Source organism: Mycolicibacterium houstonense, assembly GCF_900078665.2.
Classification (GTDB): Bacteria; Actinomycetota; Actinomycetes; order Mycobacteriales; family Mycobacteriaceae; genus Mycobacterium; species Mycobacterium houstonense.
On sequence record NZ_LT546207.1, the window covers coordinates 1,865,646 to 1,887,616 of the forward strand.

The window sequence follows — 21,971 nt, forward strand, 5'->3', positions numbered from 1 at the left end:
AATGACATCGTGGGTAAACCAGTCGATATCGCGATCGTGGTCATCTATCTCGTCGCGATGCTCGCCTTCGGATTCTGGGGCAAGACCCGCACCAAGGACTCCGCCGACTTCCTGGTCGCGGGTCGCCGGCTGGGGCCCACGTTGTACACCGGCACCATGGCCGCCGTCGTGCTCGGCGGCGCCTCCACCGTCGGCGGCGTCGGCCTGGGCTACAAGTGGGGCATCTCCGGGATGTGGCTGGTGGTGGCGATCGCCGTCGGCCTGCTCGCGCTGAGCCTGTTCTTCGCCGGACCCATTCAGCGCCTTCGGGTTTACACCGTCGCGCAGATGCTCAGCCTGCGCTACGGAGTAGACGCCACCTCGGCCTCCGGGGTGGTGATGGCGGCCTACACCCTGATGCTGTCGGTCACCTCGACCATCGCCTACGCGACGGTGTTCAACGTGCTGTTCGGCACGGGCCGAACACTTTCCGTGGTCATCGGCGGCATGGTTGTCATGTTGTACTCGGCGATCGGCGGCATGTGGTCCATCACGCTGACCGACATGGTGCAGTTCATCCTCAAGACCGTCGGGGTGTTCTTCCTGCTGCTGCCGTTCACCTGGAACAAGGCAGGTGGATTCGACGGTATCCGGGAACGCGCCGGCGACGCGGTGTTCGACCTCACCGCGATCGGCACCGAGACCATCATCACGTTCTTCGTCGTCTACAGCTTCGGAATGCTGATCGGACAGGACATCTGGCAGCGGGTTTTCACCGCGCGCTCCCCGCAGGTCGCCCGCTGGGGTGGGACGACGGCCGCGCTCTACTGCGTGCTGTACGGCATCGCCGGGGCGCTGATCGGCATGGCCGCATCGACGTTCATGCCCGACGTCGAAGCCAAGGACGATGTGTACGCCCAGATCGCCGAGGCGATTCTGCCCGTCGGCATCAGCGGCCTCGTACTGGCCGCGGCCGTGGCCGCGATGATGTCGACCGCGTCGGGGGCATTGATCGCCACCGCCACGGTGGCCCGCACCGACATCAAGCCGATGCTGGCCCGCCTGCTCGGCAGGCCCGCCGACACCCGGGCCGAGGGCGAGAACCCCGAAGTGGACGTGCATTCCGACCGCCGCTACGTCGCGGTGCTCGGTGTCATCGTGATCATCATCGCCGCGCTGCTCAACGACGTGGTCGGGGCACTGACCATCGCCTACGACATCCTGGTCGGCGGGCTGCTGGTACCGATCCTCGGCGGATTCCTCTGGAAGCGCGCCACCGGGGCCGGTGCGCTGGCCGCGATGGCGGTCGGCACCGCCGTCACCCTTGGCACGATGGCGATCGTCGGGGACGTACTGGCCAACGAGCCCATCTACTACGGCCTGCTGGCCAGCCTGATCACCTACATCGCGGTCAGCCTGGCGACCCCGCGCACCCGCGCCGAGGTGCTGCAGGTGTGGGACGACCGGCTCAGCGGGCGCGATACCGCCGACGTTCCCATGGCCACGTCATGAGCGCCCACACCCCGGCCACCAGGGCGCTGGCCACCAGCACATAGACCGGCCACGGGCCCATCAGATCAAGCAGGGAGGCGGTCGCGGGTTTGGCGTTGAGGAAGCCGTAGTTGGTTCCCGCGATCGCGTTGAATGTCATGGTGGCGAGCGCCCACACCGCCGTCACCGAAACCACCAGCCGATAGGCGCGCCAGTCGGGGCGCATGCCGCGCCCCCAGGTCAAATAGATTGCCGCCCAGACCACGAGCAGGTGGATCGACCAGAACGCCAGGAACTCGTAGTGCGGAAAATCCGCGCTCTTGAGCACCGGGGAGATCAGCGCCTGGGTGCTCAGCACCAGGCCCCAGTAGTAGGTCAGCACATACGCCCACTGGCGTTGCGACCACAGCGCGTAGGCGCCGACGACAGTGGCCAGGTCGGTCAACCGCAACGGCACCGACCGGTCGAGCGACGGCGGGGTCAGGGTGTAGACCAGCATCGCGAGGTAGATCGCCGCCGTCACCGCGCCGAGGATGCGGCCGCACACCCGGGATTGTTGTTCGGTCTGACGGCGCCCCAGCCAGACCAGCAGCACCGCCCCGACGACGAACACGGCGATGGCGACCCAGTGTGAGGGGCCGTACACCGTGAATTGCCGTTGGGAGAGGACTTTTCGGCTCCTTCTAGCTCATTGCGCCTGGCTCACCGAGGACATGTGGAAGTCAGGGATCCGCAGCGTCGGCATCGACGCCCGCGTCGCCCAGTCGCCCCACTCGCGCGGCAGGGTGACCTCGCTGACTCCGGCCTCGGTGGCCCGCCGCAACAGGTCCAGCGGACTCTCGTTGAACCGGAAGTTGTTCACCGCGGCGGTCACCTCGCCATCCTCGATCAGGTAGACGCCGTCGCGGGTCAGGCCGGTCAGCAACAACACCGTCGGGTCGACCTCGCGGATGTACCACAGCGTGGTCAACAGCAGGCCGCGTTCGGTACCCGCGATCATGTCAGCCAAATCTTTTGCGCCGCCGGTCATCAGCAAATTGTCGGCGGGCACGGCGACCGGCGCCTCGTATTCGGCGGCCACGGCCCGCGGGTAGGCCAGTGCGTTGACCGTCCCGTTGCGGATCCAATCCACCCGGCCGATGTCCATGCCGTTGTCGAAGATCGACACGCGCTCCGAGGAACTCGGCACCGCGACGAACGGTTGGCAGGCCAGCCGGTCGGCGAACGGGTCGGAGTACAGGGTCAGCCCGAGATCGGTGAGCTTCTCCCCCACCCTGGTTCCGCCGGGCGCCGACAGCGCGGTGCGTCCTTCCTGCGCGCCGCGCCCGTCCATGGCCCAGGTCAGGTAGATCATCATGTCGGCCACCGTGGACGGCGGCATCACGGTCTCGTACCGGCCGGCGGGCAGCTCGACGGTCCGCTGCGCCCAGCCGAGCTTCAGCGCCAACTCGTCGAGCAGCGAATCCACCCGCACATCAACGAAATCGGGGGTACTCACGCCGGCCCACACGCTGGCACCGTCGCGCTTGGCGTTGATCTCCACCGAACCGGTCGGCTGCGTGTACCGCCGGCGCAGCCCGGTGGAGGTGGCCACGAACGTCGTCTCCAGCACGTGGCGGGCGTACCCGTAGAGCCGGTCGGAGCCGGCGAATCCCTTGGCCAGGTCATCGGCGATGCCGGTGAACACCCGCGCGCCGGTGCCCTCCACCGGTGCATCCCAGTCGGCGGGCACGCCCGTCCCCGGCAACGGTGGCGCGGCGTCGCGGGCCTCGGGAGAGGACTCCGCGGACCGTTGCGCCGCGGCAACCAGTTCCGGGATCACCGCCGGATCGACCTCGGTGGTGCGGACCGACCCGACGTGCGCCGTGTCCCCCCGCCGCACGATCGAGATCACCGTGGTGGTGCGGCTGACCGTCTCACCGTTGGTGGTCATCGAGTTTCCGGCCCACCGCAACGAGGCGTCCGATCGGTCGGTGACCAGCACCATGGTTTCCGTGCCAGAACCTGCCGCCGCCAGCGCGATGTCGAGGACCTGCTGTGCGCCGATCATCGGCCGCCCTCCGTTCGGGTGTTGAGCACGTTGATGCCGCGGAACAGGGCACTCGGGCAGCCGTGGCTGACCGGCGCCACCTGACCGGGCTGGGCCTTGCCGCAGTTGAACGCCCCACCCAGACGCCAGGTCGACGGTCCGCCAACGGCTTCCATCGCGCCCCAGAAGTCGGTGGTGGTGGCCTGATACGCCACGTCCCGCAGCTGGCCGTCCAGCCGGCCGTCGCGGATCCGGTAGAACCGCTGGCCGGTGAATTGGAAGTTGTACCGCTGCATGTCGATTGACCAGGACTTGTCCCCGACGATGTAGATACCGTCGGCCACCCGTGAGATGAGGTCATCGGTACTGATGTCCTCCGGCGCGGGCTGCAACGACACGTTGGCCATCCGCTGGATCGGCACATGGTGCGGCGAGTCCGCGTAGGAGCAGCCGTTGGAGCGGGACTGGCCGAGGCGCGGCGCGAACACCCGGTCCAGCTGATAGCCGACGAAGATCCCGTCGCGCACCAGGTCCCAGCTCTGCGCCCGCACGCCCTCGTCGTCGAAACCGACCGATGCCAGGCCGAATTCCACGGTGCGGTCGGCGGTCACGTTCATCACCGGTGAGCCGTAGCGCATGGTGCCCAGCTTGTCCGGAGTGGCGAACGACGTGCCGGCATAGGCGGCCTCGTACCCGATGGCCCGGTCGTATTCGGTGGCGTGCCCGATGGATTCGTGGATGGTCAGCCACAGATTGGACGAGTCGATCACCAGGTCGGTGGGGCCGGCGACCACCGAGGGCGCCTTGGTCTTCTCGGCCAGCAGGGTCGGCAGTTCCGCCAGCTCGCCGGTCCAGTCCCACACCTGGTCACCGGCCAGGGCTTCCCATCCGCGCGCCGTCGGTGGTGCCAGGGTGCGCATGGTCTCAAAGCTTCCGGCGGCGGCGTCCACGGCGACGGCCTCCATCATCGGCATCACCCGCACCCGCTGCTGGGTGATCGAGGAGCCGAAAGTGTCGGCGTAGAACGTCTGCTCCTTGACCGCGTGCACTCCGGCCGAGACGTGATCGACGCCGTCGGCCGCCAGCAGCCGGTCGGAGTATCCGGCGAGTAGGGCGATCTTGTCGGCGGCGGGCACCGTGAAGGGATCGATGCCGTACTCGGACACCCAGGTCACGTCGGAGTAGACCGGTTCGGCGGCCAGCTCGATCCGCTCGGCGTTCAGCGGGCCCAACGTCGTAGCCACCTGCACGGCCCGGCGCGCCGTCTCCGCGGCGACGCCCGGGGCCAGCTCGGCGTGGGAGGCGAAGCCCCACGCGCCGTCCACGATCACGCGCACCGCTAACCCGACCTCACGGTTGACCACTGAGGTCTCCAGCTCACCGTCACGTAGTTGGATGATCTCGGTCGTGATGCGGTGAACCCGCAGATCGGCATAGCTGGCGCCGGCCGCGGCTGCCGCGGTCAGTGCCGCGTCAGCCAGCTCGAACCGGGGCAGCTCCAGGAAATCGGCGTCCACACGTCGTTGAGCTGTCACGATTTCCCACACTAAAGGGTGCTGTTCACGAAACTCATGTTGCGCACAGGATGACCCCTTAGCCTGACTAAATGGCAGAGGTCAGCAGGCGGACGGTTCTCGGTGGCGTTGCGGTGGCCGCAGGTGCGGCCGCGGTGGGATTCGGCGGTTACGAATTGTTGGGGCGGCGCGAGGCCGCATCGGCCGGGCGGCCCAACATCCTCGTGGTGATCGTCGACCAGATGCGCGCGCCGCAATGGTTTCCCGACACCCAGCAGCTCGGGGCGCTGCTGCCCAACCTCGACCGGCTGCGGACACGCAGCACCGTCTTCGGCTCGCACTACAGCGCGTCGAACATGTGCACACCGTCACGCGGTGTGCTGACCACCGGGCTCTACTCACATCAGACCGGGTGTCTGTACACCGGAGAGGGCCCCACCGAATCGACTCTGGCCGCCCGCTTCCCCACCTGGGGCACGATGCTGCGCGACGCCGGATACCGCACCTGGTGGTGGGGCAAATGGCATCTGGGCAGTGCGGCCGACAACACGCCGGACGGCTTGGACGTCCACGGCTTCGCCGGCGGCACCTACCCGTCCCCCAACGGTGCGCCCAACCAGGGGCTGCACCAAGACCCGTCGATCGTCGATCAGTTCACCGGATGGTTCGACGCCCATGCCGACGAAGGCCCGTGGTGCACGACCGTCTCCCTGGTCAACCCGCACGATATCTGCTGGTGGCCCAAAAATTCGCTGCCAGAAGATGTTCCACACGTATTCAACGCCAAACCGGTGAACTTCGAGACCGCTGACGATCTACGTCGCCGCGGCAAACCCCAGCTGCAGATCGACTACATGAACTTCATGTCGCCGTTGATGACGGGCGCCATGGACTACACCGGGCCCGACGCGGCCGCGCAGTGGGCGCGGTGCCTGGACATGTACCTGTGGCTGCATCAGCAGGTGGACACCCAGATCGGCCGGGTGCTCGACACTCTCGCGGCTCGGCCGGAGATCGACGAGAACACGGTCGTGGTGTTCACCTCCGACCACGGCGAGTACGCCGGTTCGCACGGCCTGCGCGGCAAGGGCGCCGCGGTCTACGAGGAGAGCATCCGGGTGCCGCTCTACATCCGTGATCCGTCAGGTCATTTGACACCGTCACCCGGCGACACCCGGACGCAGTTGACGTCCAGCGCCGACCTGGCGTCGCTGTTGTTGACCATTGCACACGGCGGGTCGGGCTGGCGGTCGGACTCGCGCTACTCGTATCTGGCCGGCCGGGCCGACATCGCCGGCATGGCGGCCGACGCCGCCGCACCGGGCCGGCCCTGGATCGCCCACGCCACCGACGACATGTCGGTCGAGGAGATGGCGGCCTTGATGAAATCGCCACTGGCAAAGAAGTTCTTCGGCACTTCCGGGCCGCCGATGGAGATCCCGACTTCGGCACCCAGCCACATCGTGGCCGTGCGCACCCCGGAGGCCAAGCTCGGCATGTACACGTACTGGAAGCCCGGCACCATGGACATCGACACCTCGCGACCCATCCATCACGAGTTGTACGACTACTCAACGCCTTCCGGCGGCCACGAGCTCGACAACCTGGCCGGCCGCAGCGCCAAACAGGCCGACCTGCAGGCGCTGCTCGACCACGAGGTGCTGCCCGAGCTGCGTGCTCCGCTGCCCGACTTCCTCGATGAGGCGCAGGAGCAAGGGTTGGCGAATATGAGGGAGCTCGCGGAACTGCGCGGAGGCTGAGCCGACAAGTTCAGCACGGAGGCTGAGCCGACAAATTCAGCGCGGAGGCTGAGCCGACACAACCAGCACGGAGGCTGAGCCGACCGAGCAGCCAAAACCGCTTCCCGGCGACGTCCGACGTACTAGCGTCTGTGCGACGTCGTTCGTTCGCCAGGAGGTTCGCGTCATGCGTGTTTTGGTCACCGGCGGTACCGGATTTGTCGGCGGATGGAGCTCGAAAGCGATTGCCGACGCGGGTCATTCGGTCCGCTTCCTGGTACGCAATCCTGACCGCCTGCACACCAGCGTCGCCAAGCTCGGGGTCGATGTGTCCGACCATGCGGTCGGCGACATCACCGACCGCGACTCCGTCCTGCGCGCACTCGACGGCTGCGACGCCGTGCTGCACAGTGCCGCGTTGGTCGCGACCGATCCCAGCCAGACGGCGCAGATGATGAGCACCAACATGGACGGTGCGCGCAACGTGCTCGGCGGCGCCGTCGAACTCGGTCTCGATCCGATCATCCACGTATCGAGCATCACCGCGCTGTTCAACCCCGATGTGGAGACCCTCGACGCGGACCTGCCGGTGTTCGGCGGCACCGACGGCTACGGTCGGTCCAAGGCCCAGGTCGAGATCTATGCCCGCGGAATGCAGGACGCCGGGGCGCCGGTCAACATCACCTATCCCGGCATGGTGATGGGACCGCCGGTCGGAAACCAATTCGGCGAAGCCGGCGAGGGCGTCGCCGCCGCCCTGCAATTGGGAGCGATACCGGGCCGCAGCGCGGCCTGGACGATCGTCGACGGCCGCGACCTGGCCGCCCTGCACGTCGCCCTGTTGGAGCCGGGTCGCGGACCGCGGCGCTATATGGCCGGCGGCCATCGGATTCCGGTGGACCAATTGGCCAAACTCCTCACCGAGGTCGGTGAGAAGACCATGTTCGCCGTCCCGGTTCCCGACACCGTCCTGCGCGTTGCCGGTCAGGTGCTGGACCGCATGGGTCCGTTCCTGCCGTTCCAGACACCGTTCACCGAGGCCGGTATGCAGTACTACACCCAGATGCCGGCGTCCGACGACTCACCGAGCGAACGCGATCTCGGCATCACCTACCGTGATCCGCGAATCACGCTGGCCGACACCGTCGCCGGGTTCCGGCAGCTCGAAGAGTGATGGCCGGAAGCGAATCCGCTTCCGGCCATCAGCCTCGTGTTCAATTGGCGTCAGTTGCCGCCGACCTGCCCTGAGGTTTGCACCACCGGCGCCGACGGGGCGCCCGCACTCAGCTGGCGGGCCGCGAAATCAGCTGCCTGGACGGCCATTCCGTTGTCCTTGTAGGAGCTGTGGGCAGCGCGGTTCAGACCGCCCGGGTAGCAGATCGGGTCGCCCGTGGCGCACAGCTGGATGGTCTTGGCGACGTACGGCGCACCGATCGCGATCGGCGGGGCGCTGCGGTCGGCCAGCCCCAGAACCCACTCGTCGGGAGTTCCGAACAGCGCCACGGCGGCGACGTGCGAGGCGACCGAAGCCGGCATCGGGCCGCTGATCCCGGCGGGCAGCACATACCCGGCCGGAACGGAGCTGGAGGTGGTGTAGCCGGCCACCGCGGCGCCCTGCGAGTACCCGCCGAGGACGATCTTGGTCGCCGGGCAGGTCGCGGCGATCGACTGGATGCGGTTGCTCGCATCGGCGATCCCGTCGACCGCCTGACCGAAGTTCAGCGATGCCGGGTAGTTCACGGCGTACACGTCGACGGACTTGCCGGGCAGGTCGGCCCTGAGCGCGTCGACGAAAGCCTGTCCAGTCGCGCCGACACCCGGCGCCTCGTTGGTACCGCGGGCGAAGACCACCTCGACGTCGGCACACCCGTCGGCCGCGTCGGCCGAGGCGATCGGCCCGGCCAGCGAGCCGAAGACCATCGCCACCAAGGCGAACACAACGAAGATCGTGGACTGTGCCACTTTGGTGAAGGTCACGCGCCCGTAGGCCGCCTGCGCTGCGCTCATGTCCTGGTCCCACCCTTTAGCCTCGTTTGCCAAGACCTCGGTGTGGTAGTGGCAACCAATTGCTACAAGCCGGTTGACTCGACTTCGATTCCTGAGCCGTCAAGTGATCTACGTCATCTGAGCAAATCGCACCGAGCGGGATGAGGCCGCGGCGATCGAGCGTTGACAACACGCCCCTCCGACCAGCGTGGCGTCTGCCGGTCGCCACCCGCTTTAATGGCTCGATGGCCACCTCGCGGGTCCGCTCGACCGCACTGGGATACGCGCTTGTCGCCCCCAGCCTGTTCGGGGTCGTCACCTTCCTGCTGCTGCCCATGCTGGTGGTGATCTGGCTGAGTCTGCACCGGTGGGATCTGCTGGGCCCGATCGAGTATGTCGGCCTGGACAATTGGACCTCGGTGCTCACCGATTCGGCGTTCGCCGGGTCGCTGGCGGTGACGCTGCTGTTCGTGCTGTTGGTGGTGCCGACGCAGACCGTGCTCGGGCTGGTCGCGGCGACGCTGCTGGCCCGAGGCCTGCCGGGGACCGGATTCTTCCGCACGGTGTACGTGCTGCCGTGGATCTGTGCGCCGCTGGCCATCGCGGTGTTGTGGAAATGGATCCTCGCCCCCACCGATGGCGCGCTGAGCACCGTGCTGGGCCGGTCGGTGGAGTGGCTGACCGATCCGGGGCTGGCACTGCCGGTGGTCTCGGCGGTGGTGGTGTGGACCAATGTCGGCTACGTCACGCTGTTCTTCCTGGCCGGCATCCTCAACATTCCCGCCGATGTACACAACGCCGCCCGTACCGACGGCGCCGGCGCGTGGCAGCGGTTCCGTCACATCACGCTGCCGATGTTGCGGCCCACTCTGTTCTTCGTGCTGGTCACCGGGATCGTCAGTGCCGCTCAGGTATTCGACACCGTGTATGCGCTGACTGCGGGCGGGCCGCAGGGCCGCACCGATCTGGTGGCCCACCGCATCTACGCGGAGGCGTTCGGTGCGGCGGCGGTGGGCCGCGCCGCGGTGATGGCCATCGTGTTGTTCGTCATCCTGGTCGGCATCACGCTGCTGCAGCACATCTACTTCCGCCGCAGGATCAGCTATGACCTCACGTAACGCCGCGGTCTATGTGGGGCTGCTGATCGGCGCGGTGATCACGCTGCTGCCGTTCGGGCTCGGATTGTTGACGGCGTTCACCTCGGCCGAGCAGTTCGCCACCGATTCCCCACTGTCGTTGCCCGCGCCGCCGACCCTGGAGAACTTCCTCGGGCTGGCCGATGCCGGGTTCGGCCGGGCCATCCTGGTGACCGCGCTGATGACCGCGGTGATCCTGCTGGGCCAGCTGGTGTGTTCGGTGTTGGCGGCCTATGCCTTTGCCCGGCTGCGGTTTCCGGGACGCGACGTGTTGTTCTGGGTCTACATCGCCACGCTGATGGTGCCCGCCACCGTGACCGTGGTGCCGCTGTACCTGATGATGGCCGAGGCCGGGTTGCGCAACACCTTCTGGGCGCTGGTGCTGCCGTTCATGTTCGGGTCGCCGTACGCGATCTTCCTGCTGCGCGAGTACTTTCGCTCCATCCCTGGCGATCTGATCAACGCCGCCCGCCTCGATGGGGCCAACACGCTGGATGTGCTCACCCATGTGGTGGTGCCGGCCAGCCGGCCGATCCTGGTGACCTTGGCGTTGATCACGGTGGTGAGCCAGTGGAACAACTTCCTGTGGCCGTTGGTGATCACCAGTGGCAGCAAGTGGCAGGTACTCACGGTCGCGACGGCCGGGCTGCAGACGCAGTACGACGCGCAGTGGACGCTGGTGATGGCGGCCACCACCGTCGCCATCGTTCCGCTCATCGTGTTGTTCATCGCGTTCTCGCGCAACATCGTCCGCTCGATCGTCGTCACGGGAATCAAATGAGCACCGAGATCAACGCCATGGTCGTGAAATCCGCCCGGCAGCAACCATATTGTCGATCTCGCGGCCGGGGGCCGGCATGAGACTCCGCCGCTCGACCCTGCTGGCCACGGGCCTGGCGCTGACCATGGCCGTGTTGCTGGCGGCCGCGGTGCTGCTGGGCCGCTCCACCGATCCGCAGGGCCGCACCATCGTCACCGTGCGGCTGTGGGACCCCCAGGTCGCCGCCGCCTACCGGGCGTCCTTCGCGGAGTTCGGCAAGGAGCATCCCGACATCGAGGTGCGGGTCAACACCGTCGCCTACTCGGCCTACTTCGACAGTCTGCGCACCGATGTCGCCGGCGGCAGTGCCGATGACATCTTCTGGCTGTCCAACGCCTATCTCGCCGGCTACGCCGACAACGGGCGACTGCTGAACATCGGGCAGACCCTCGGCGCCGACGCCGCCCGGGCCTGGGAACCCTCGGTGGTCAACCAGTTCACCCGCAACGATGCGCTGTGGGCGGTTCCACAGCTGACCGATGCCGGGATCGCCGTGTACTTCAACGCCGACCTGCTCGACGCCGCCGCCGTCGATCTCGCCGAGATGACCACGCTGCGTTGGTCGAACGGGCCCGACGACACGCTGCGGTCGCTGGCGNGCCGTACGCGATCTTCCTGCTGCGCGAGTACTTTCGCTCCATCCCTGGCGATCTGATCAACGCCGCCCGCCTCGATGGGGCCAACACGCTGGATGTGCTCACCCATGTGGTGGTGCCGGCCAGCCGGCCGATCCTGGTGACCTTGGCGTTGATCACGGTGGTGAGCCAGTGGAACAACTTCCTGTGGCCGTTGGTGATCACCAGTGGCAGCAAGTGGCAGGTACTCACGGTCGCGACGGCCGGGCTGCAGACGCAGTACGACGCGCAGTGGACGCTGGTGATGGCGGCCACCACCGTCGCCATCGTTCCGCTCATCGTGTTGTTCATCGCGTTCTCGCGCAACATCGTCCGCTCGATCGTCGTCACGGGAATCAAATGAGCACCGAGATCAACGCCATGGTCGTGAAATCCGCCCGGCAGCAACCATATTGTCGATCTCGCGGCCGGGGGCCGGCATGAGACTCCGCCGCTCGACCCTGCTGGCCACGGGCCTGGCGCTGACCATGGCCGTGTTGCTGGCGGCCGCGGTGCTGCTGGGCCGCTCCACCGATCCGCAGGGCCGCACCATCGTCACCGTGCGGCTGTGGGACCCCCAGGTCGCCGCCGCCTACCGGGCGTCCTTCGCGGAGTTCGGCAAGGAGCATCCCGACATCGAGGTGCGGGTCAACACCGTCGCCTACTCGGCCTACTTCGACAGTCTGCGCACCGATGTCGCCGGCGGCAGTGCCGATGACATCTTCTGGCTGTCCAACGCCTATCTCGCCGGCTACGCCGACAACGGGCGACTGCTGAACATCGGGCAGACCCTCGGCGCCGACGCCGCCCGGGCCTGGGAACCCTCGGTGGTCAACCAGTTCACCCGCAACGATGCGCTGTGGGCGGTTCCACAGCTGACCGATGCCGGGATCGCCGTGTACTTCAACGCCGACCTGCTCGACGCCGCCGCCGTCGATCTCGCCGAGATGACCACGCTGCGTTGGTCGAACGGGCCCGACGACACGCTGCGGTCGCTGGCGGCCCGGCTCACCGTCGACGAGCACGGCCGCACCGCGGCCACCGAAGGATTCGACGCCGGCCGGATCCGGCAGTGGGGCTACAACGCGGCCAACGATCTGCAGGGCATCTACCTCAACTACATCGGCTCGGCCGGGGGCATCTTCACCATCGGCGACCGCTTCGCCTTCGACAACCCGCAGTCCGTGGAGGCCTTCACGTATCTGGTCGGAATGATCAACGACGACCACGTCGCCCCGCCGGCCTCGGCGACCAACAACAACGGGGACTTCTCCCGCAACATGTTCCTGCAGGGCCGCATGGCGTTGTTCCAGTCCGGTACCTACAACCTGGCCGCGATCGCGAACCAGGCCCGGTTCCGGTGGGGCGTGGCGATGCTGCCGGCCGGACCGAAGGGCCGGGTCAGCGTCACGAACGGCATTGCCGCCGCGGCCAACTCGGCCACCCGCCATCCCGACGCGGTGCGCGAGGTGCTGGCCTGGATGGGCAGTAAACGCGGCAACGCCTACCTCGGGGCCAGCGGCGCGGCCATCCCGGCCGTGCTGGGCGCCCAACCCACCTACCACGACTATTGGGCGCGGCGCGGGGTTGATGTCAGCCCGTTCTTCCGGGTGCTGCGCGGGCCGCGTATCCCCGCACCCGGGGCGGCGGGTTTCCCGGCCGGATTCCAGGCCCTCAAACCATATTTCGATGAGATGTTCCTGGGCCGTCGCGACATCGCGACCTCGCTGGCCGACGCGCAGTGGGCGGCCAATTCCGCGGCGGCGCGCTGACCGCGGGCAAAGTTCAGCCTCCGGCATCCGGCACATCGCTTACATTGGGCGCATGCCCGAGCCCAGGAGTGCAATCCGTCGCCACCGCCTGGTGGCGGCCCTGTTCGCCGCGACCTTGTTGGTCGGCGCACCGGCCTGTGCGGCCGGGCCCTCCCCCAACTCGTCCGCCCCGGAGGCAGCACGTAGCGATGCCGGATTCGCCCCGTCGGCCCCGGTCCCGGCGGGCGGCCCGGGCCCCAAGGAGGCGCCGGTACCGGCCGAGGTCAAACGTGACATCGTCAAGACCGCGTCGATGTCGCTCACCACGGGCGATCCCGTTGCGGCAGCGGACAAGGCCGCATCGATGGCCGCGGATGCGGGCGGCCGGGTGGACAGCCGCTCGGAGGACGCCGGGTCCAGTTCGGGCCGCGCCCACATCTCACTGGTGCTGCGGGTGCCCGCCACCGAACTGGAAGGCACCCTCGACGAGTTCAAGAAGCTCGGCACCGTGCAGACCGTGGAGGTTCGCGCCGAGGACGTAACCGCCCAGCGCGTCGACCTCGATGCGCGCATCAAGGCGCTGCAGACCTCGGTGGACCGGCTGCTGGGCATCATGCGGGACGCCAAGGATCCCGAGGCGCTCATCAGCGCCGAGAACGCGTTGTCGCAGCGCCAGGCCGAGCTCGACAGCCTGCGCGCGCAGCGCAGCCAACTCGGTGACCAGATCGACTACAGCACGGTCAATCTCGACATCACCGCCCAGCAGATCGGTGGTCCCACCTCGCAGTATCAGGGGTTCTGGGGCCAGGTCGAGCGCGGTTGGCACGGCATGGTCTCGGTGGCGTCCGGGGCGGTGATGCTGTTCGGCCTGCTGCTGCCGTGGCTGCTGGCATTCGCCGTGGTGGCGGCAATCATCGTGATCATCGCCCGGGTGGCCAAGTCTCGGACCGGTCCGGCGTCACCGCCGCGGCAGGCTGGTGGGCAGGACGGTCAGCTCCAGGGCCAGAGCGCTCCCGCAGACCACGACGAGGATGGCGAAAGCGATCCAGTCCCGCGCCCGGGGACGTGACGGCGCCGCCGAGATCTGGCCGGCACCACCACGCGCGGTGATGGCGTCGCCCATCTCGTCGCCCCGGCGCAGCGCCACGGTGACCGCTGCGGCCAGCAGATCGACCAGGTTGGCCACCCGTTGCCTACGCCGCGCCCCGAACGTCTCGGCCGGCTCCATGGGACGCAACCGATGCGCGGCATACAGCGTGCGGAACTCGTCGATCAGCATCGGGAACGCCCGCAGCGCCAGTGCGATGGTGACCGCCCAGTCGTGGACCGGGATCCGCAACCATCGCAGCGGACGGCCCAACGTGGCGACTGCAGGGGCGACGTCGGCGACATTCGTGGTCCAGGACACCAGCGCACCCAGACCCAGCAGCACGATGGCCAGCGCGGTGACCCGCAGGAAATTGAGCAGCCCGCCCAAACCCAGTTGCACCGAACCGATGTCGACGAACGGGGCACCGCCGGCCAGCGAGGCGAGCGCCCCGCCGATGGCCACCAGGATCCACAGGAAGAACGGGATCGACGGCAGCGCGCCGCGCGGGATGTGCGCCAGCCGCGCCACCACCAGCACCAGCACCGCCACGGCGGCGATCGGCACCCACCCGGGGTAGAGCGTCAGCAGCACCCCGATACCCGCGACGCCGAGCAGCTTGGTGCCGGCCCACAACCGGTGGATGACGGTGTCGCCGGGAACCGGGCGCAGCAGCACCACCGGTTTGCGTTGCCCTCGGGTCGGAGCGGTCATCGGGTACCCCCGGCGGCGGTCGGGGCCAGCGCGAGTTCGCCGTGGTGCAGGTGCAGTGTGCGCGGGCACAGGCCTTCCAGGCCGGTGAAGTCGTGCGAGATGACGACGACGGTCAGGCCGTTGTTGTGGCGCAGATCTTCCAGCAACCGCAGCAGGCCCCGTTGGCTGGCGGCGTCGAGTCCGGCCAGCGGTTCGTCGAGGATCAGCGCGCGCGGTGAGCGGGCCAGCAGCCCGGCCAGCACCACCCGGCGCATCTGCCCGCCGGAGAGCTGGTCGATGCGGCGCTGTGCCAGTGCGGCATCCAATCCCACCATCTCGAGCGCGCTCGAGACGCGGTCCTGCTCGTGGGCGGAAAAGCCTGCTGCCGAGGCGATTTCCTTACCGACGGTGCTGCGCATCAACTGCAGCCGGGCGGCCTGGAAGGAGATCGCCACCGAGCCCACCTGCTGCGCCACCGGCGTCCCGTCGAGCAGGCAGGCACCGTAGGTCGGGACCGTCAGGCCGGCCATGATCCAGGCCAGGGTTGATTTGCCCGACCCGTTCAGACCGTGCACCAGGACACCGTCGCCTTCGTTGACCGTGAAGGTGATGTCGCGCAAAGCCGTTTTCGCCCATGGGGTTCCGCTGGCGTACTCGTGCCCGACGCCGGTCAGCTCCAGCACCGGTGCGCCCCGGTGCGCGGCGGGTGCGGCCGAGACGGGCACCGCCGAGGTCTGCACCATGTCCGTGTTGTCGGCGGTGCCGCCGTTGCCGCTGAGCGTCACCGTGCGATCGGCGGAGTCGGCCTCGTCGTTGTAGTGCGTGATGTGTACCAGTGACATCCGGTGGTGGTCGGTCAGCCCGGACAGTACGTTCATCAACGTGTCGCGCCCCTGCTGGTCGACCATGCTGGTGACCTCGTCGGCGATCAGCAACGAAGGTTCGCGGGCGAGGGCACCGGCGACCGCCAGGCGCTGCAGTTCCCCGCCCGACAGTCCCCCGGTGTCGCGTTCGGCCAGCCCGTCGAGCCCGACCTCGGTCAGCAGCCGCTCGACGTCCACTTCTGTACCGGGCGGCAGTCCCCACACCACATCGTCGGCCACTCNGCACCGGCCTGTGCGGCCGGGCCCTCCCCCAACTCGTCCGCCCCGGAGGCAGCACGTAGCGATGCCGGATTCGCCCCGTCGGCCCCGGTCCCGGCGGGCGGCCCGGGCCCCAAGGAGGCGCCGGTACCGGCCGAGGTCAAACGTGACATCGTCAAGACCGCGTCGATGTCGCTCACCACGGGCGATCCCGTTGCGGCAGCGGACAAGGCCGCATCGATGGCCGCGGATGCGGGCGGCCGGGTGGACAGCCGCTCGGAGGACGCCGGGTCCAGTTCGGGCCGCGCCCACATCTCACTGGTGCTGCGGGTGCCCGCCACCGAACTGGAAGGCACCCTCGACGAGTTCAAGAAGCTCGGCACCGTGCAGACCGTGGAGGTTCGCGCCGAGGACGTAACCGCCCAGCGCGTCGACCTCGATGCGCGCATCAAGGCGCTGCAGACCTCGGTGGACCGGCTGCTGGGCATCATGCGGGACGCCAAGGATCCCGAGGCGCTCATCAGCGCCGAGAACGCGTTGTCGCAGCGCCAGGCCGAGCTCGACAGCCTGCGCGCGCAGCGCAGCCAACTCGGTGACCAGATCGACTACAGCACGGTCAATCTCGACATCACCGCCCAGCAGATCGGTGGTCCCACCTCGCAGTATCAGGGGTTCTGGGGCCAGGTCGAGCGCGGTTGGCACGGCATGGTCTCGGTGGCGTCCGGGGCGGTGATGCTGTTCGGCCTGCTGCTGCCGTGGCTGCTGGCATTCGCCGTGGTGGCGGCAATCATCGTGATCATCGCCCGGGTGGCCAAGTCTCGGACCGGTCCGGCGTCACCGCCGCGGCAGGCTGGTGGGCAGGACGGTCAGCTCCAGGGCCAGAGCGCTCCCGCAGACCACGACGAGGATGGCGAAAGCGATCCAGTCCCGCGCCCGGGGACGTGACGGCGCCGCCGAGATCTGGCCGGCACCACCACGCGCGGTGATGGCGTCGCCCATCTCGTCGCCCCGGCGCAGCGCCACGGTGACCGCTGCGGCCAGCAGATCGACCAGGTTGGCCACCCGTTGCCTACGCCGCGCCCCGAACGTCTCGGCCGGCTCCATGGGACGCAACCGATGCGCGGCATACAGCGTGCGGAACTCGTCGATCAGCATCGGGAACGCCCGCAGCGCCAGTGCGATGGTGACCGCCCAGTCGTGGACCGGGATCCGCAACCATCGCAGCGGACGGCCCAACGTGGCGACTGCAGGGGCGACGTCGGCGACATTCGTGGTCCAGGACACCAGCGCACCCAGACCCAGCAGCACGATGGCCAGCGCGGTGACCCGCAGGAANACACCACATCGTCGGCCACTCGCGAACCCAGCACCTGACTCTCGGGATGCTGCATCACCACCGCGGTTCCGCCGAGGCGGCCCAGGCCGACGGACCCGGCGCGCTCGATGCTGCCCGATGTGGGCCGGCGCCCGGACAGCATCAGCATGAGGGTGGTCTTGCCCGAGCCGTTGGGCCCGGTCACCGCGACGTGCTCGCCGGGCTGCAGTTCCATGGACACCGGGCCCAGCGCGTCGCGCTCGACGCCCGGATACCGGAACCGCACGTCGGTCAGCCGTGCCGGCACCGGGGCGATCGGCGACGAGGTGTCGTCCTCGTCGGCGGCGTCGAGTTTGTGGACGTCCGGTACGCCGAGCAGCCGGGCCAGGACGCGGGACAGCGCCCACCAACCGATCATGCTGACCGAGGTGATGCTGACGATGCCGAGGAACACCATGAGCAGCGGCCAGTAGTCCAGCAGGGTGGCGAACGTCGTCCGGAGCGGATCGGCCGCCACGTCGAGCACCGGAATGTGCTCCAGCACCTTGGCAATTCCCTCGAAGCCCGCCGACAGCGAGTCGAAGATCAGGGCGCGCAACCGCGTCAGCACGGACAGTGCCACGACGATCGCCGCGCCGAACCCCGCGCCGGCCACCACGGACGCGCCGAATGCCGTGGCGGTGCCCCGGCCCCGACGCTTGACCACACCGGTGAGCCCGCCGATGTAGGCGCAGTCGACAACCGTCATCGCGCCGCCCATGCCTGCGATCAGGAAGGCGATCGCTGCGGCGGCGACGGTGGCGGCGAGCAGCACCCGCAGCCGATACCGGTAGGCCAGCAGCCCCATCGGGACCGTCCCCAGCACCGAAAGCCCGGCCGCGAACGGCACGACGACCGCGATGATCGCGGTGGCCGCGCAGAGTGCCGCCATCACCGCTGCCTGTGCAAGCTCGCCGGGGGTGAGGCCGCGCCGAGGCGTCGTCGCCGGGGGTTTCGCGGTCATTGCTCGATTCTGCCAGCCGCGATCGTCACCGTTGGATGGCCGTGGTGTGAGCGACAGCACGTCGCACACCTAGAATGTATAGCAAATCTATGTAAAGATGGGGTATGCCGACCCCGACTGAGGATGTCACGGTAACCGACCAAACCGAGCTCGGCGCCGACCTGCTGTCCGTCGTCGCCAGGCTGAACCGGTTGGCCACCCAACGCACCCGGCTGCCCCTGCCCTGGGCCCAGGCCCGGTTGCTGTCCACCATCGAGGACCAGGGCGAGGCCCGCATCTCCGACCTCGCCTACCTCGATCACTGCTCGCAGCCGACCATGACCACCCAGGTTCGCCGCCTCGAGGACGCCGGCCTGGTGTCCCGCACCACCGATCCGGGCGACGCCCGCGCGGTGCTGATCGCCATCACCGATCGAGGCCGCAGGGTCCTGGAGCAGGCCAGGGCCGACCGTGCCGCCGCGATCAACCCACGGCTCGAGCGGCTCACCGCCGACGACCGACAGACCTTGACCGCCGCCGTCGACGTCATCCGCCGGATCCTCGAGGACCGCGACGAACCTGCTCTGCCGACCGACAACTAGTTAGGAGTTCCGCCCTGATGTGGCGCCAACCCAAGGCCGTCTGGGCCGTCGCCTTCGCCTCCGTCGTCGCCTTCATGGGCATCGGACTGGTCGACCCCATCCTCAAGCCCATCGCCGACAACCTCAACGCGTCGCCGTCGCAGGTGTCGCTGCTGTTCACCAGCTACATGGCCGTGATGGGCGTGGCCATGCTGATCACCGGCGTGGTGTCCAGCCGCATCGGCCCCAAGCGCACGCTGCTGCTCGGCCTGGTGATCATCATCGCCGGCGCCGGCCTGGCCGGCATGAGCGACACCGTGATGCAAATCGTGGGCTGGCGCGCGCTGTGGGGCCTGGGCAACGCCCTGTTCATCGCCACCGCTTTGGCCACCATCGTCAACTCCGCGAAAGGCTCTGTGGCGCAAGCCATCATCCTCTACGAAGCGGCGCTGGGGCTGGGCATCGCCGTCGGCCCGCTGGTCGGCGGGGTACTCGGCTCGATCTCCTGGCGCGGCCCGTTCTTCGGCGTCTCGGCGCTGATGGCGTTCGCCCTGGTGATCACCGCGTTCCTGCTGCCCGCCACACCACGCGCCGAGCGGGCGACCACACTGGCCGACCCGTTCCGGGCGCTGCGTCACCGCGGGCTGCTCGGGGTGGCGATCACCGCGCTGCTCTACAACTTCGGCTTCTTCACCCTGCTGGCCTTCACCCCGTTCCCGCTGGACATGACCGCGCACCAGATCGGCCTGATCTTCTTCGGCTGGGGTGTGGCGCTGGCCTTCACCTCGGTGGTGGTGGCCCCGCGGCTGCAACACCGATTCGGCACCGTGCGGGTCTTGATCCTCAATCTGCTGGCCTTCACCTCGGTGCTGGTGGTGATGGCGGTGTGGACGGATTCCAAGGCCGTGCTGGCGACCGGTGTCGTGGTCGCCGGGCTGTTCATCGGCATCAACAACACGCTGATCACCGAGACGGTGATGAAGGCCGCCCCGGTGGAACGTGGCGTGGCCTCAGCCGCTTACAGCTTCCTGCGCTTCGGCGGAGCCGCCGTCGCGCCGTGGCTGGCCGGGGTGCTCGGCGAGCAGGTCAACGTGCACCTGCCCTACTGGGTGGGCGCTTTGGCGGTGCTGGCGGGCGCCGGGGTACTCGCCCTGACTCGTCCGCACCTGCTCGGGATCGACGTCGAGGAAGACGAACTGGACGAGCTGACCGACGAGGCCACCGCCGTCACGGTGGGCTCCGACAGCTGATAGACCATTCGGCAGCTATCCGGGCGCTTCTCCGCGAGAATGACCTCAGGGTCGTGATTCGGCGAAGTTCACGACCCTGAGCGCTATCTCGACGCGAGCCTTGCCGCACCTACAACGCGAACAACAGGAACTGCGTCACCTGGGTGGGCGAGAAGTTGTTGTCGCTGACGGCGATCACCGACTGCCTGCCGTCGGGCAGCTTGGGCCCCAAGGTGATCCCCTCGATGTTGTCGAGCGGGTCGAGACCGGCGACCGTGCCGAGATCGGCCAGCAGCGTCTTGGTCAGCTCGGTGGAGCCCTCGACGATCGCGGCCCGATAGATCCGCACCGACACGTGGGTCCCGAAGCCGCGTTCGATCACCAGGAAGCTGCCGTCATCGAGCGCCAGCAGATCCGACAACCCGTTGCCGCCACCCGGACCGGAAGTGACCGGGTCCAGTGGGTAGGTGTACTCGCCGTCGAGCGCCCCGGAATCCGCGTCGAAGCGCAGGATCCGGGTCCGGGCACCGTGCCGCTCCTCGGGCAGCGGGCCGTCGTCGTATCCGGGTCCTTCCATGCCCGCCCACAGGTACCGCCCGTCCGGTGTCAGCGTCAGGCCTTCGAGCGTGCTGTTGCGGCGCGCACCGCGGTCCTCATCCGACATCCGCACCGCATCGGGCAACGCGAACTCGCCGAGAAAGCTGCCGTCCAGAGCGGCCGTGCGCAGCCACGGATCCAGCCGGGTACCGTCGTCGCGCCGCTCGCCCTCGCTGGTCCAGTACAACCGCTGCCTGCCGGCATCGAAGGCGATGGCCTCCGGGTCCGGCGGCACCACCGGTGGCACGGCGTCGGCGTCCAACGGCGGGAAAGGTTGTCCGTTGCGATCCAGCCAGGGCTCGGTGCCGACGAACTCGACGCCATCGATACCGTTGTCGGCCAAGGGGATCCGCGCCGTGTAGAAGCGGGCCGGGTTCTTGGCCGAACGATCGTCACTGATGACGTAGTACAGGTCGGAGGCCGCGTCGTAGCTGATCCCGGACAGCCCGCCGATCTCGGTGCCGCCGAACTGCGCGCCGAAGGCGACCTGGCGCTGCCCGAGGTAGTCCAGGCCGGGTGCCGCCTCCACCGGCGCACACGCCGAGAGCACCAGGGCACCGGCCAGCAATATGGGACGCAGCATCAGGTGGTGACAGTACCGATCAGGGTGCCCACCACGTAGGTCGCGGCGATCGCGATGGCGCCGAACGCCAGCTGACGCACCGCCGCGGTCCACACCGGTTTGCGGGTGAACCGCGCCGCGACGCCGCCGGCGATCAACAGGCCCACCCCGCCACAGGCCAGACCGGCCCACAGCGATTCGAAGCCGAGCAGATACGGGATCAGCGGGATGATCGCGCCGACCGCGAACATCATGAACGACGACACCGCGGCGACCCGGGCCGACGGCTTGTCCTGGGGATCGACCCCCAGTTCCTGCACCAGGTGGAAGTTGATCGCGCGGTTCTCGTCGCGGTGGATCTCCTCGCTGGCCTTCTCCGCGGTGGGCTCGGACATGCCCATGTCGACGAGCATCGCGACCAGTTCGGCCTGTTCGGCGTCGGGCGCCTTGCGGAACGAGCGGCGCTCGACGTGCACCTCGGCGTCGATCTGCTCGTTGGACGTGGTCACCGACGTGAACTCACCCAGTGCCATCGAGAACGCGCCGGCCAGCAGCCCGGCCACGCCTGAGAGCACGACGGTCTGGGCGCTGGCACTGGCGGCCACACCGGCAATCAGCGCGGTGTTGCTGACCAGCCCGTCCATCGCGCCGAAGGTGGCTGCGCGCAGCCACCCGCCGGACACGTCGGCGTGGGAGTGGTCGATCTCGTGGGGCATGCCGGCGGGTGACACCGACGACGGCCGATCAGTCATGGCTCGATTCAACGCCCTCACATGTCAACAGT

General features: G+C 68.4%; 17 protein-coding genes and 5 pseudogenes. 12 read left to right on the top strand and 10 right to left on the bottom strand.

The window, feature by feature from the left end; all coding sequences use genetic code 11:
* Positions 1–9: 9 nt before the first annotated feature.
* Positions 10–1,491: a sodium:solute symporter family protein gene (locus BN4332_RS09425; protein WP_066898200.1), complete on the top strand. Its 1,482-nt coding sequence runs from the start codon at positions 10–12 to the stop codon at positions 1,489–1,491.
* Here the strand turns inward: BN4332_RS09425 and BN4332_RS09430 are convergent.
* Genes BN4332_RS09430 through BN4332_RS09440 form a run of 3 tightly spaced genes read right to left on the bottom strand, consistent with a single transcriptional unit; the run spans position 1,448 to position 5,034 of the window.
* Positions 1,448–2,116 carry a YwaF family protein gene (locus BN4332_RS09430; protein WP_066898201.1) on the bottom strand — a complete coding sequence of 223 codons (669 nt, stop codon included), beginning with the start codon at positions 2,114–2,116 and terminating at the stop codon, positions 1,448–1,450. The genes BN4332_RS09425 and BN4332_RS09430 overlap by 44 nt on opposite strands.
* Before the next feature lie 42 nt (positions 2,117–2,158).
* Positions 2,159–3,520 carry a TldD/PmbA family protein gene (locus BN4332_RS09435; RefSeq protein ID WP_066898202.1) on the bottom strand — a complete coding sequence of 454 codons (1,362 nt, stop codon included), beginning with the start codon at positions 3,518–3,520 and terminating at the stop codon, positions 2,159–2,161.
* Entirely contained in the window at positions 3,517–5,034 is a 1,518-nt protein-coding gene (locus BN4332_RS09440; RefSeq protein ID WP_066898246.1) for a TldD/PmbA family protein, read from the bottom strand. The genes BN4332_RS09435 and BN4332_RS09440 overlap by 4 nt, the downstream gene beginning before the upstream one ends.
* A gap of 71 nt (positions 5,035–5,105) precedes the next feature.
* On the opposite strand from BN4332_RS09440, the gene BN4332_RS09445 reads away from it, so the two are divergent.
* Positions 5,106–6,773 carry a sulfatase-like hydrolase/transferase gene (locus BN4332_RS09445; RefSeq protein ID WP_066898203.1) on the top strand — a complete coding sequence of 556 codons (1,668 nt, stop codon included), beginning with the start codon at positions 5,106–5,108 and terminating at the stop codon, positions 6,771–6,773.
* 166 nt (positions 6,774–6,939) lie between these two features.
* Positions 6,940–7,926: an NAD-dependent epimerase/dehydratase family protein gene (locus BN4332_RS09450; RefSeq protein WP_066898204.1), complete on the top strand. Its 987-nt coding sequence runs from the start codon at positions 6,940–6,942 to the stop codon at positions 7,924–7,926.
* 50 nt (positions 7,927–7,976) lie between these two features.
* Here BN4332_RS09450 and BN4332_RS09455 read toward each other — a convergent pair whose 3' ends face one another.
* Entirely contained in the window at positions 7,977–8,759 is a 783-nt protein-coding gene (locus BN4332_RS09455; protein ID WP_066898205.1) for a cutinase family protein, read from the bottom strand.
* A gap of 224 nt (positions 8,760–8,983) precedes the next feature.
* Here BN4332_RS09455 and BN4332_RS09460 point away from each other — a divergent pair, with 224 nt between their 5' ends.
* The 6 genes and pseudogenes from BN4332_RS09460 to BN4332_RS09485 all read left to right on the top strand — a co-directional run bounded on the left by BN4332_RS09460 (position 8,984) and on the right by BN4332_RS09485 (position 14,128).
* On the top strand, positions 8,984–9,856 hold the full coding sequence (locus BN4332_RS09460; RefSeq protein WP_066898206.1) for a carbohydrate ABC transporter permease: 873 nt from the start codon (positions 8,984–8,986) through the stop codon (positions 9,854–9,856).
* Positions 9,843–10,655, top strand: a complete 813-nt coding sequence (locus BN4332_RS09465; protein WP_066898207.1) for a carbohydrate ABC transporter permease — start codon at positions 9,843–9,845, stop codon at positions 10,653–10,655. Before BN4332_RS09460 ends, BN4332_RS09465 begins: the two co-directional genes overlap by 14 nt.
* A 76-nt stretch (positions 10,656–10,731) precedes the next feature.
* A pseudogene (locus tag BN4332_RS09470) lies at positions 10,732–11,298 on the top strand (ABC transporter substrate-binding protein); the annotation flags it as partial.
* Positions 11,283–11,672: pseudogene (locus BN4332_RS09475) on the top strand (carbohydrate ABC transporter permease); the annotation flags it as partial. The pseudogenes BN4332_RS09470 and BN4332_RS09475, both read left to right, overlap by 16 nt.
* Positions 11,673–11,748: 76 nt before the next feature.
* Positions 11,749–13,080 carry an ABC transporter substrate-binding protein gene (locus BN4332_RS09480; RefSeq protein WP_066898208.1) on the top strand — a complete coding sequence of 444 codons (1,332 nt, stop codon included), beginning with the start codon at positions 11,749–11,751 and terminating at the stop codon, positions 13,078–13,080.
* A gap of 52 nt (positions 13,081–13,132) precedes the next feature.
* A complete protein-coding gene (locus tag BN4332_RS09485) occupies positions 13,133–14,128 on the top strand; it encodes a DUF4349 domain-containing protein (protein WP_066898209.1) in 996 nt (331 codons plus the stop codon).
* Here the strand turns inward: BN4332_RS09485 and BN4332_RS09490 are convergent.
* Both BN4332_RS09490 and BN4332_RS09495 read right to left on the bottom strand, forming a co-directional pair.
* The gene (locus BN4332_RS09490; RefSeq protein ID WP_066898210.1) at positions 14,018–14,860 is read right to left on the bottom strand and encodes an energy-coupling factor transporter transmembrane component T family protein; all 843 of its coding nucleotides are present in this window, start codon (positions 14,858–14,860) and stop codon (positions 14,018–14,020) included. The genes BN4332_RS09485 and BN4332_RS09490 overlap by 111 nt on opposite strands.
* Positions 14,857–15,942: pseudogene (locus tag BN4332_RS09495) on the bottom strand (ATP-binding cassette domain-containing protein); the annotation flags it as partial. The gene BN4332_RS09490 and the pseudogene BN4332_RS09495, both read right to left, overlap by 4 nt.
* Here BN4332_RS09495 and BN4332_RS09500 point away from each other — a divergent pair.
* Positions 15,931–16,866 carry a DUF4349 domain-containing protein gene (locus BN4332_RS09500; protein WP_084459225.1) on the top strand — a complete coding sequence of 312 codons (936 nt, stop codon included), beginning with the start codon at positions 15,931–15,933 and terminating at the stop codon, positions 16,864–16,866. The pseudogene BN4332_RS09495 and the gene BN4332_RS09500 sit on opposite strands and share 12 nt — an antisense overlap.
* On the opposite strand, the pseudogene BN4332_RS09505 reads toward BN4332_RS09500, so the two are convergent.
* Positions 16,756–17,256 (bottom strand): annotated as a pseudogene (locus tag BN4332_RS09505) (CbiQ family ECF transporter T component); the annotation flags it as partial. The gene BN4332_RS09500 and the pseudogene BN4332_RS09505 sit on opposite strands and share 111 nt — an antisense overlap.
* A gap of 2 nt (positions 17,257–17,258) precedes the next feature.
* Positions 17,259–18,239 (bottom strand): annotated as a pseudogene (locus BN4332_RS09510) (ATP-binding cassette domain-containing protein); the annotation flags it as partial.
* A 104-nt stretch (positions 18,240–18,343) separates the two neighbouring features.
* Between BN4332_RS09510 and BN4332_RS09515 the strand changes: the two are divergent.
* On the top strand, positions 18,344–18,820 hold the full coding sequence (locus BN4332_RS09515; protein WP_066898212.1) for a MarR family winged helix-turn-helix transcriptional regulator: 477 nt from the start codon (positions 18,344–18,346) through the stop codon (positions 18,818–18,820).
* Between the two features lie 17 nt (positions 18,821–18,837).
* Entirely contained in the window at positions 18,838–20,049 is a 1,212-nt protein-coding gene (locus BN4332_RS09520) for an MFS transporter (RefSeq protein ID WP_066898213.1), read from the top strand.
* 109 nt (positions 20,050–20,158) lie between these two features.
* On the opposite strand, the gene BN4332_RS09525 is transcribed toward BN4332_RS09520, so the two are convergent.
* Both BN4332_RS09525 and BN4332_RS09530 read right to left on the bottom strand, forming a co-directional pair.
* Complete coding sequence (locus tag BN4332_RS09525; RefSeq protein WP_066898214.1) at positions 20,159–21,208, bottom strand: esterase-like activity of phytase family protein; 1,050 nt, start codon at positions 21,206–21,208, stop codon at positions 20,159–20,161.
* Positions 21,208–21,939, bottom strand: coding sequence for a VIT1/CCC1 transporter family protein (locus BN4332_RS09530; protein ID WP_066898215.1), 732 nt, complete (start codon positions 21,937–21,939; stop codon positions 21,208–21,210). The genes BN4332_RS09525 and BN4332_RS09530 overlap by 1 nt, the downstream gene beginning before the upstream one ends.
* Positions 21,940–21,971 lie beyond the last annotated feature (32 nt).

Excerpts from the sequence above, each read along its gene's own strand:
- BN4332_RS09490 (WP_066898210.1), bottom strand. The coding sequence starts at position 14,860 with ATGACCGCTCCGACCCGAGGGCAACGCAAACCGGTGGTGCTGCTGCGC.
- BN4332_RS09450 (WP_066898204.1), top strand. The coding sequence starts at position 6,940 with ATGCGTGTTTTGGTCACCGGCGGTACCGGATTTGTCGGCGGATGGAGC.
- BN4332_RS09460 (WP_066898206.1), top strand. The coding sequence starts at position 8,984 with ATGGCCACCTCGCGGGTCCGCTCGACCGCACTGGGATACGCGCTTGTC.
- BN4332_RS09480 (WP_066898208.1), top strand. The coding sequence starts at position 11,749 with ATGAGACTCCGCCGCTCGACCCTGCTGGCCACGGGCCTGGCGCTGACC.
- BN4332_RS09465 (WP_066898207.1), top strand. The coding sequence starts at position 9,843 with ATGACCTCACGTAACGCCGCGGTCTATGTGGGGCTGCTGATCGGCGCG.
- BN4332_RS09445 (WP_066898203.1), top strand. The coding sequence starts at position 5,106 with ATGGCAGAGGTCAGCAGGCGGACGGTTCTCGGTGGCGTTGCGGTGGCC.
- BN4332_RS09515 (WP_066898212.1), top strand. The coding sequence starts at position 18,344 with ATGCCGACCCCGACTGAGGATGTCACGGTAACCGACCAAACCGAGCTC.
- BN4332_RS09520 (WP_066898213.1), top strand. The coding sequence starts at position 18,838 with ATGTGGCGCCAACCCAAGGCCGTCTGGGCCGTCGCCTTCGCCTCCGTC.
- BN4332_RS09525 (WP_066898214.1), bottom strand. The coding sequence starts at position 21,208 with ATGCTGCGTCCCATATTGCTGGCCGGTGCCCTGGTGCTCTCGGCGTGT.
- BN4332_RS09455 (WP_066898205.1), bottom strand. The coding sequence starts at position 8,759 with ATGAGCGCAGCGCAGGCGGCCTACGGGCGCGTGACCTTCACCAAAGTG.
- BN4332_RS09530 (WP_066898215.1), bottom strand. The coding sequence starts at position 21,939 with ATGACTGATCGGCCGTCGTCGGTGTCACCCGCCGGCATGCCCCACGAG.
- BN4332_RS09435 (WP_066898202.1), bottom strand. The coding sequence starts at position 3,520 with ATGATCGGCGCACAGCAGGTCCTCGACATCGCGCTGGCGGCGGCAGGT.
- BN4332_RS09485 (WP_066898209.1), top strand. The coding sequence starts at position 13,133 with ATGCCCGAGCCCAGGAGTGCAATCCGTCGCCACCGCCTGGTGGCGGCC.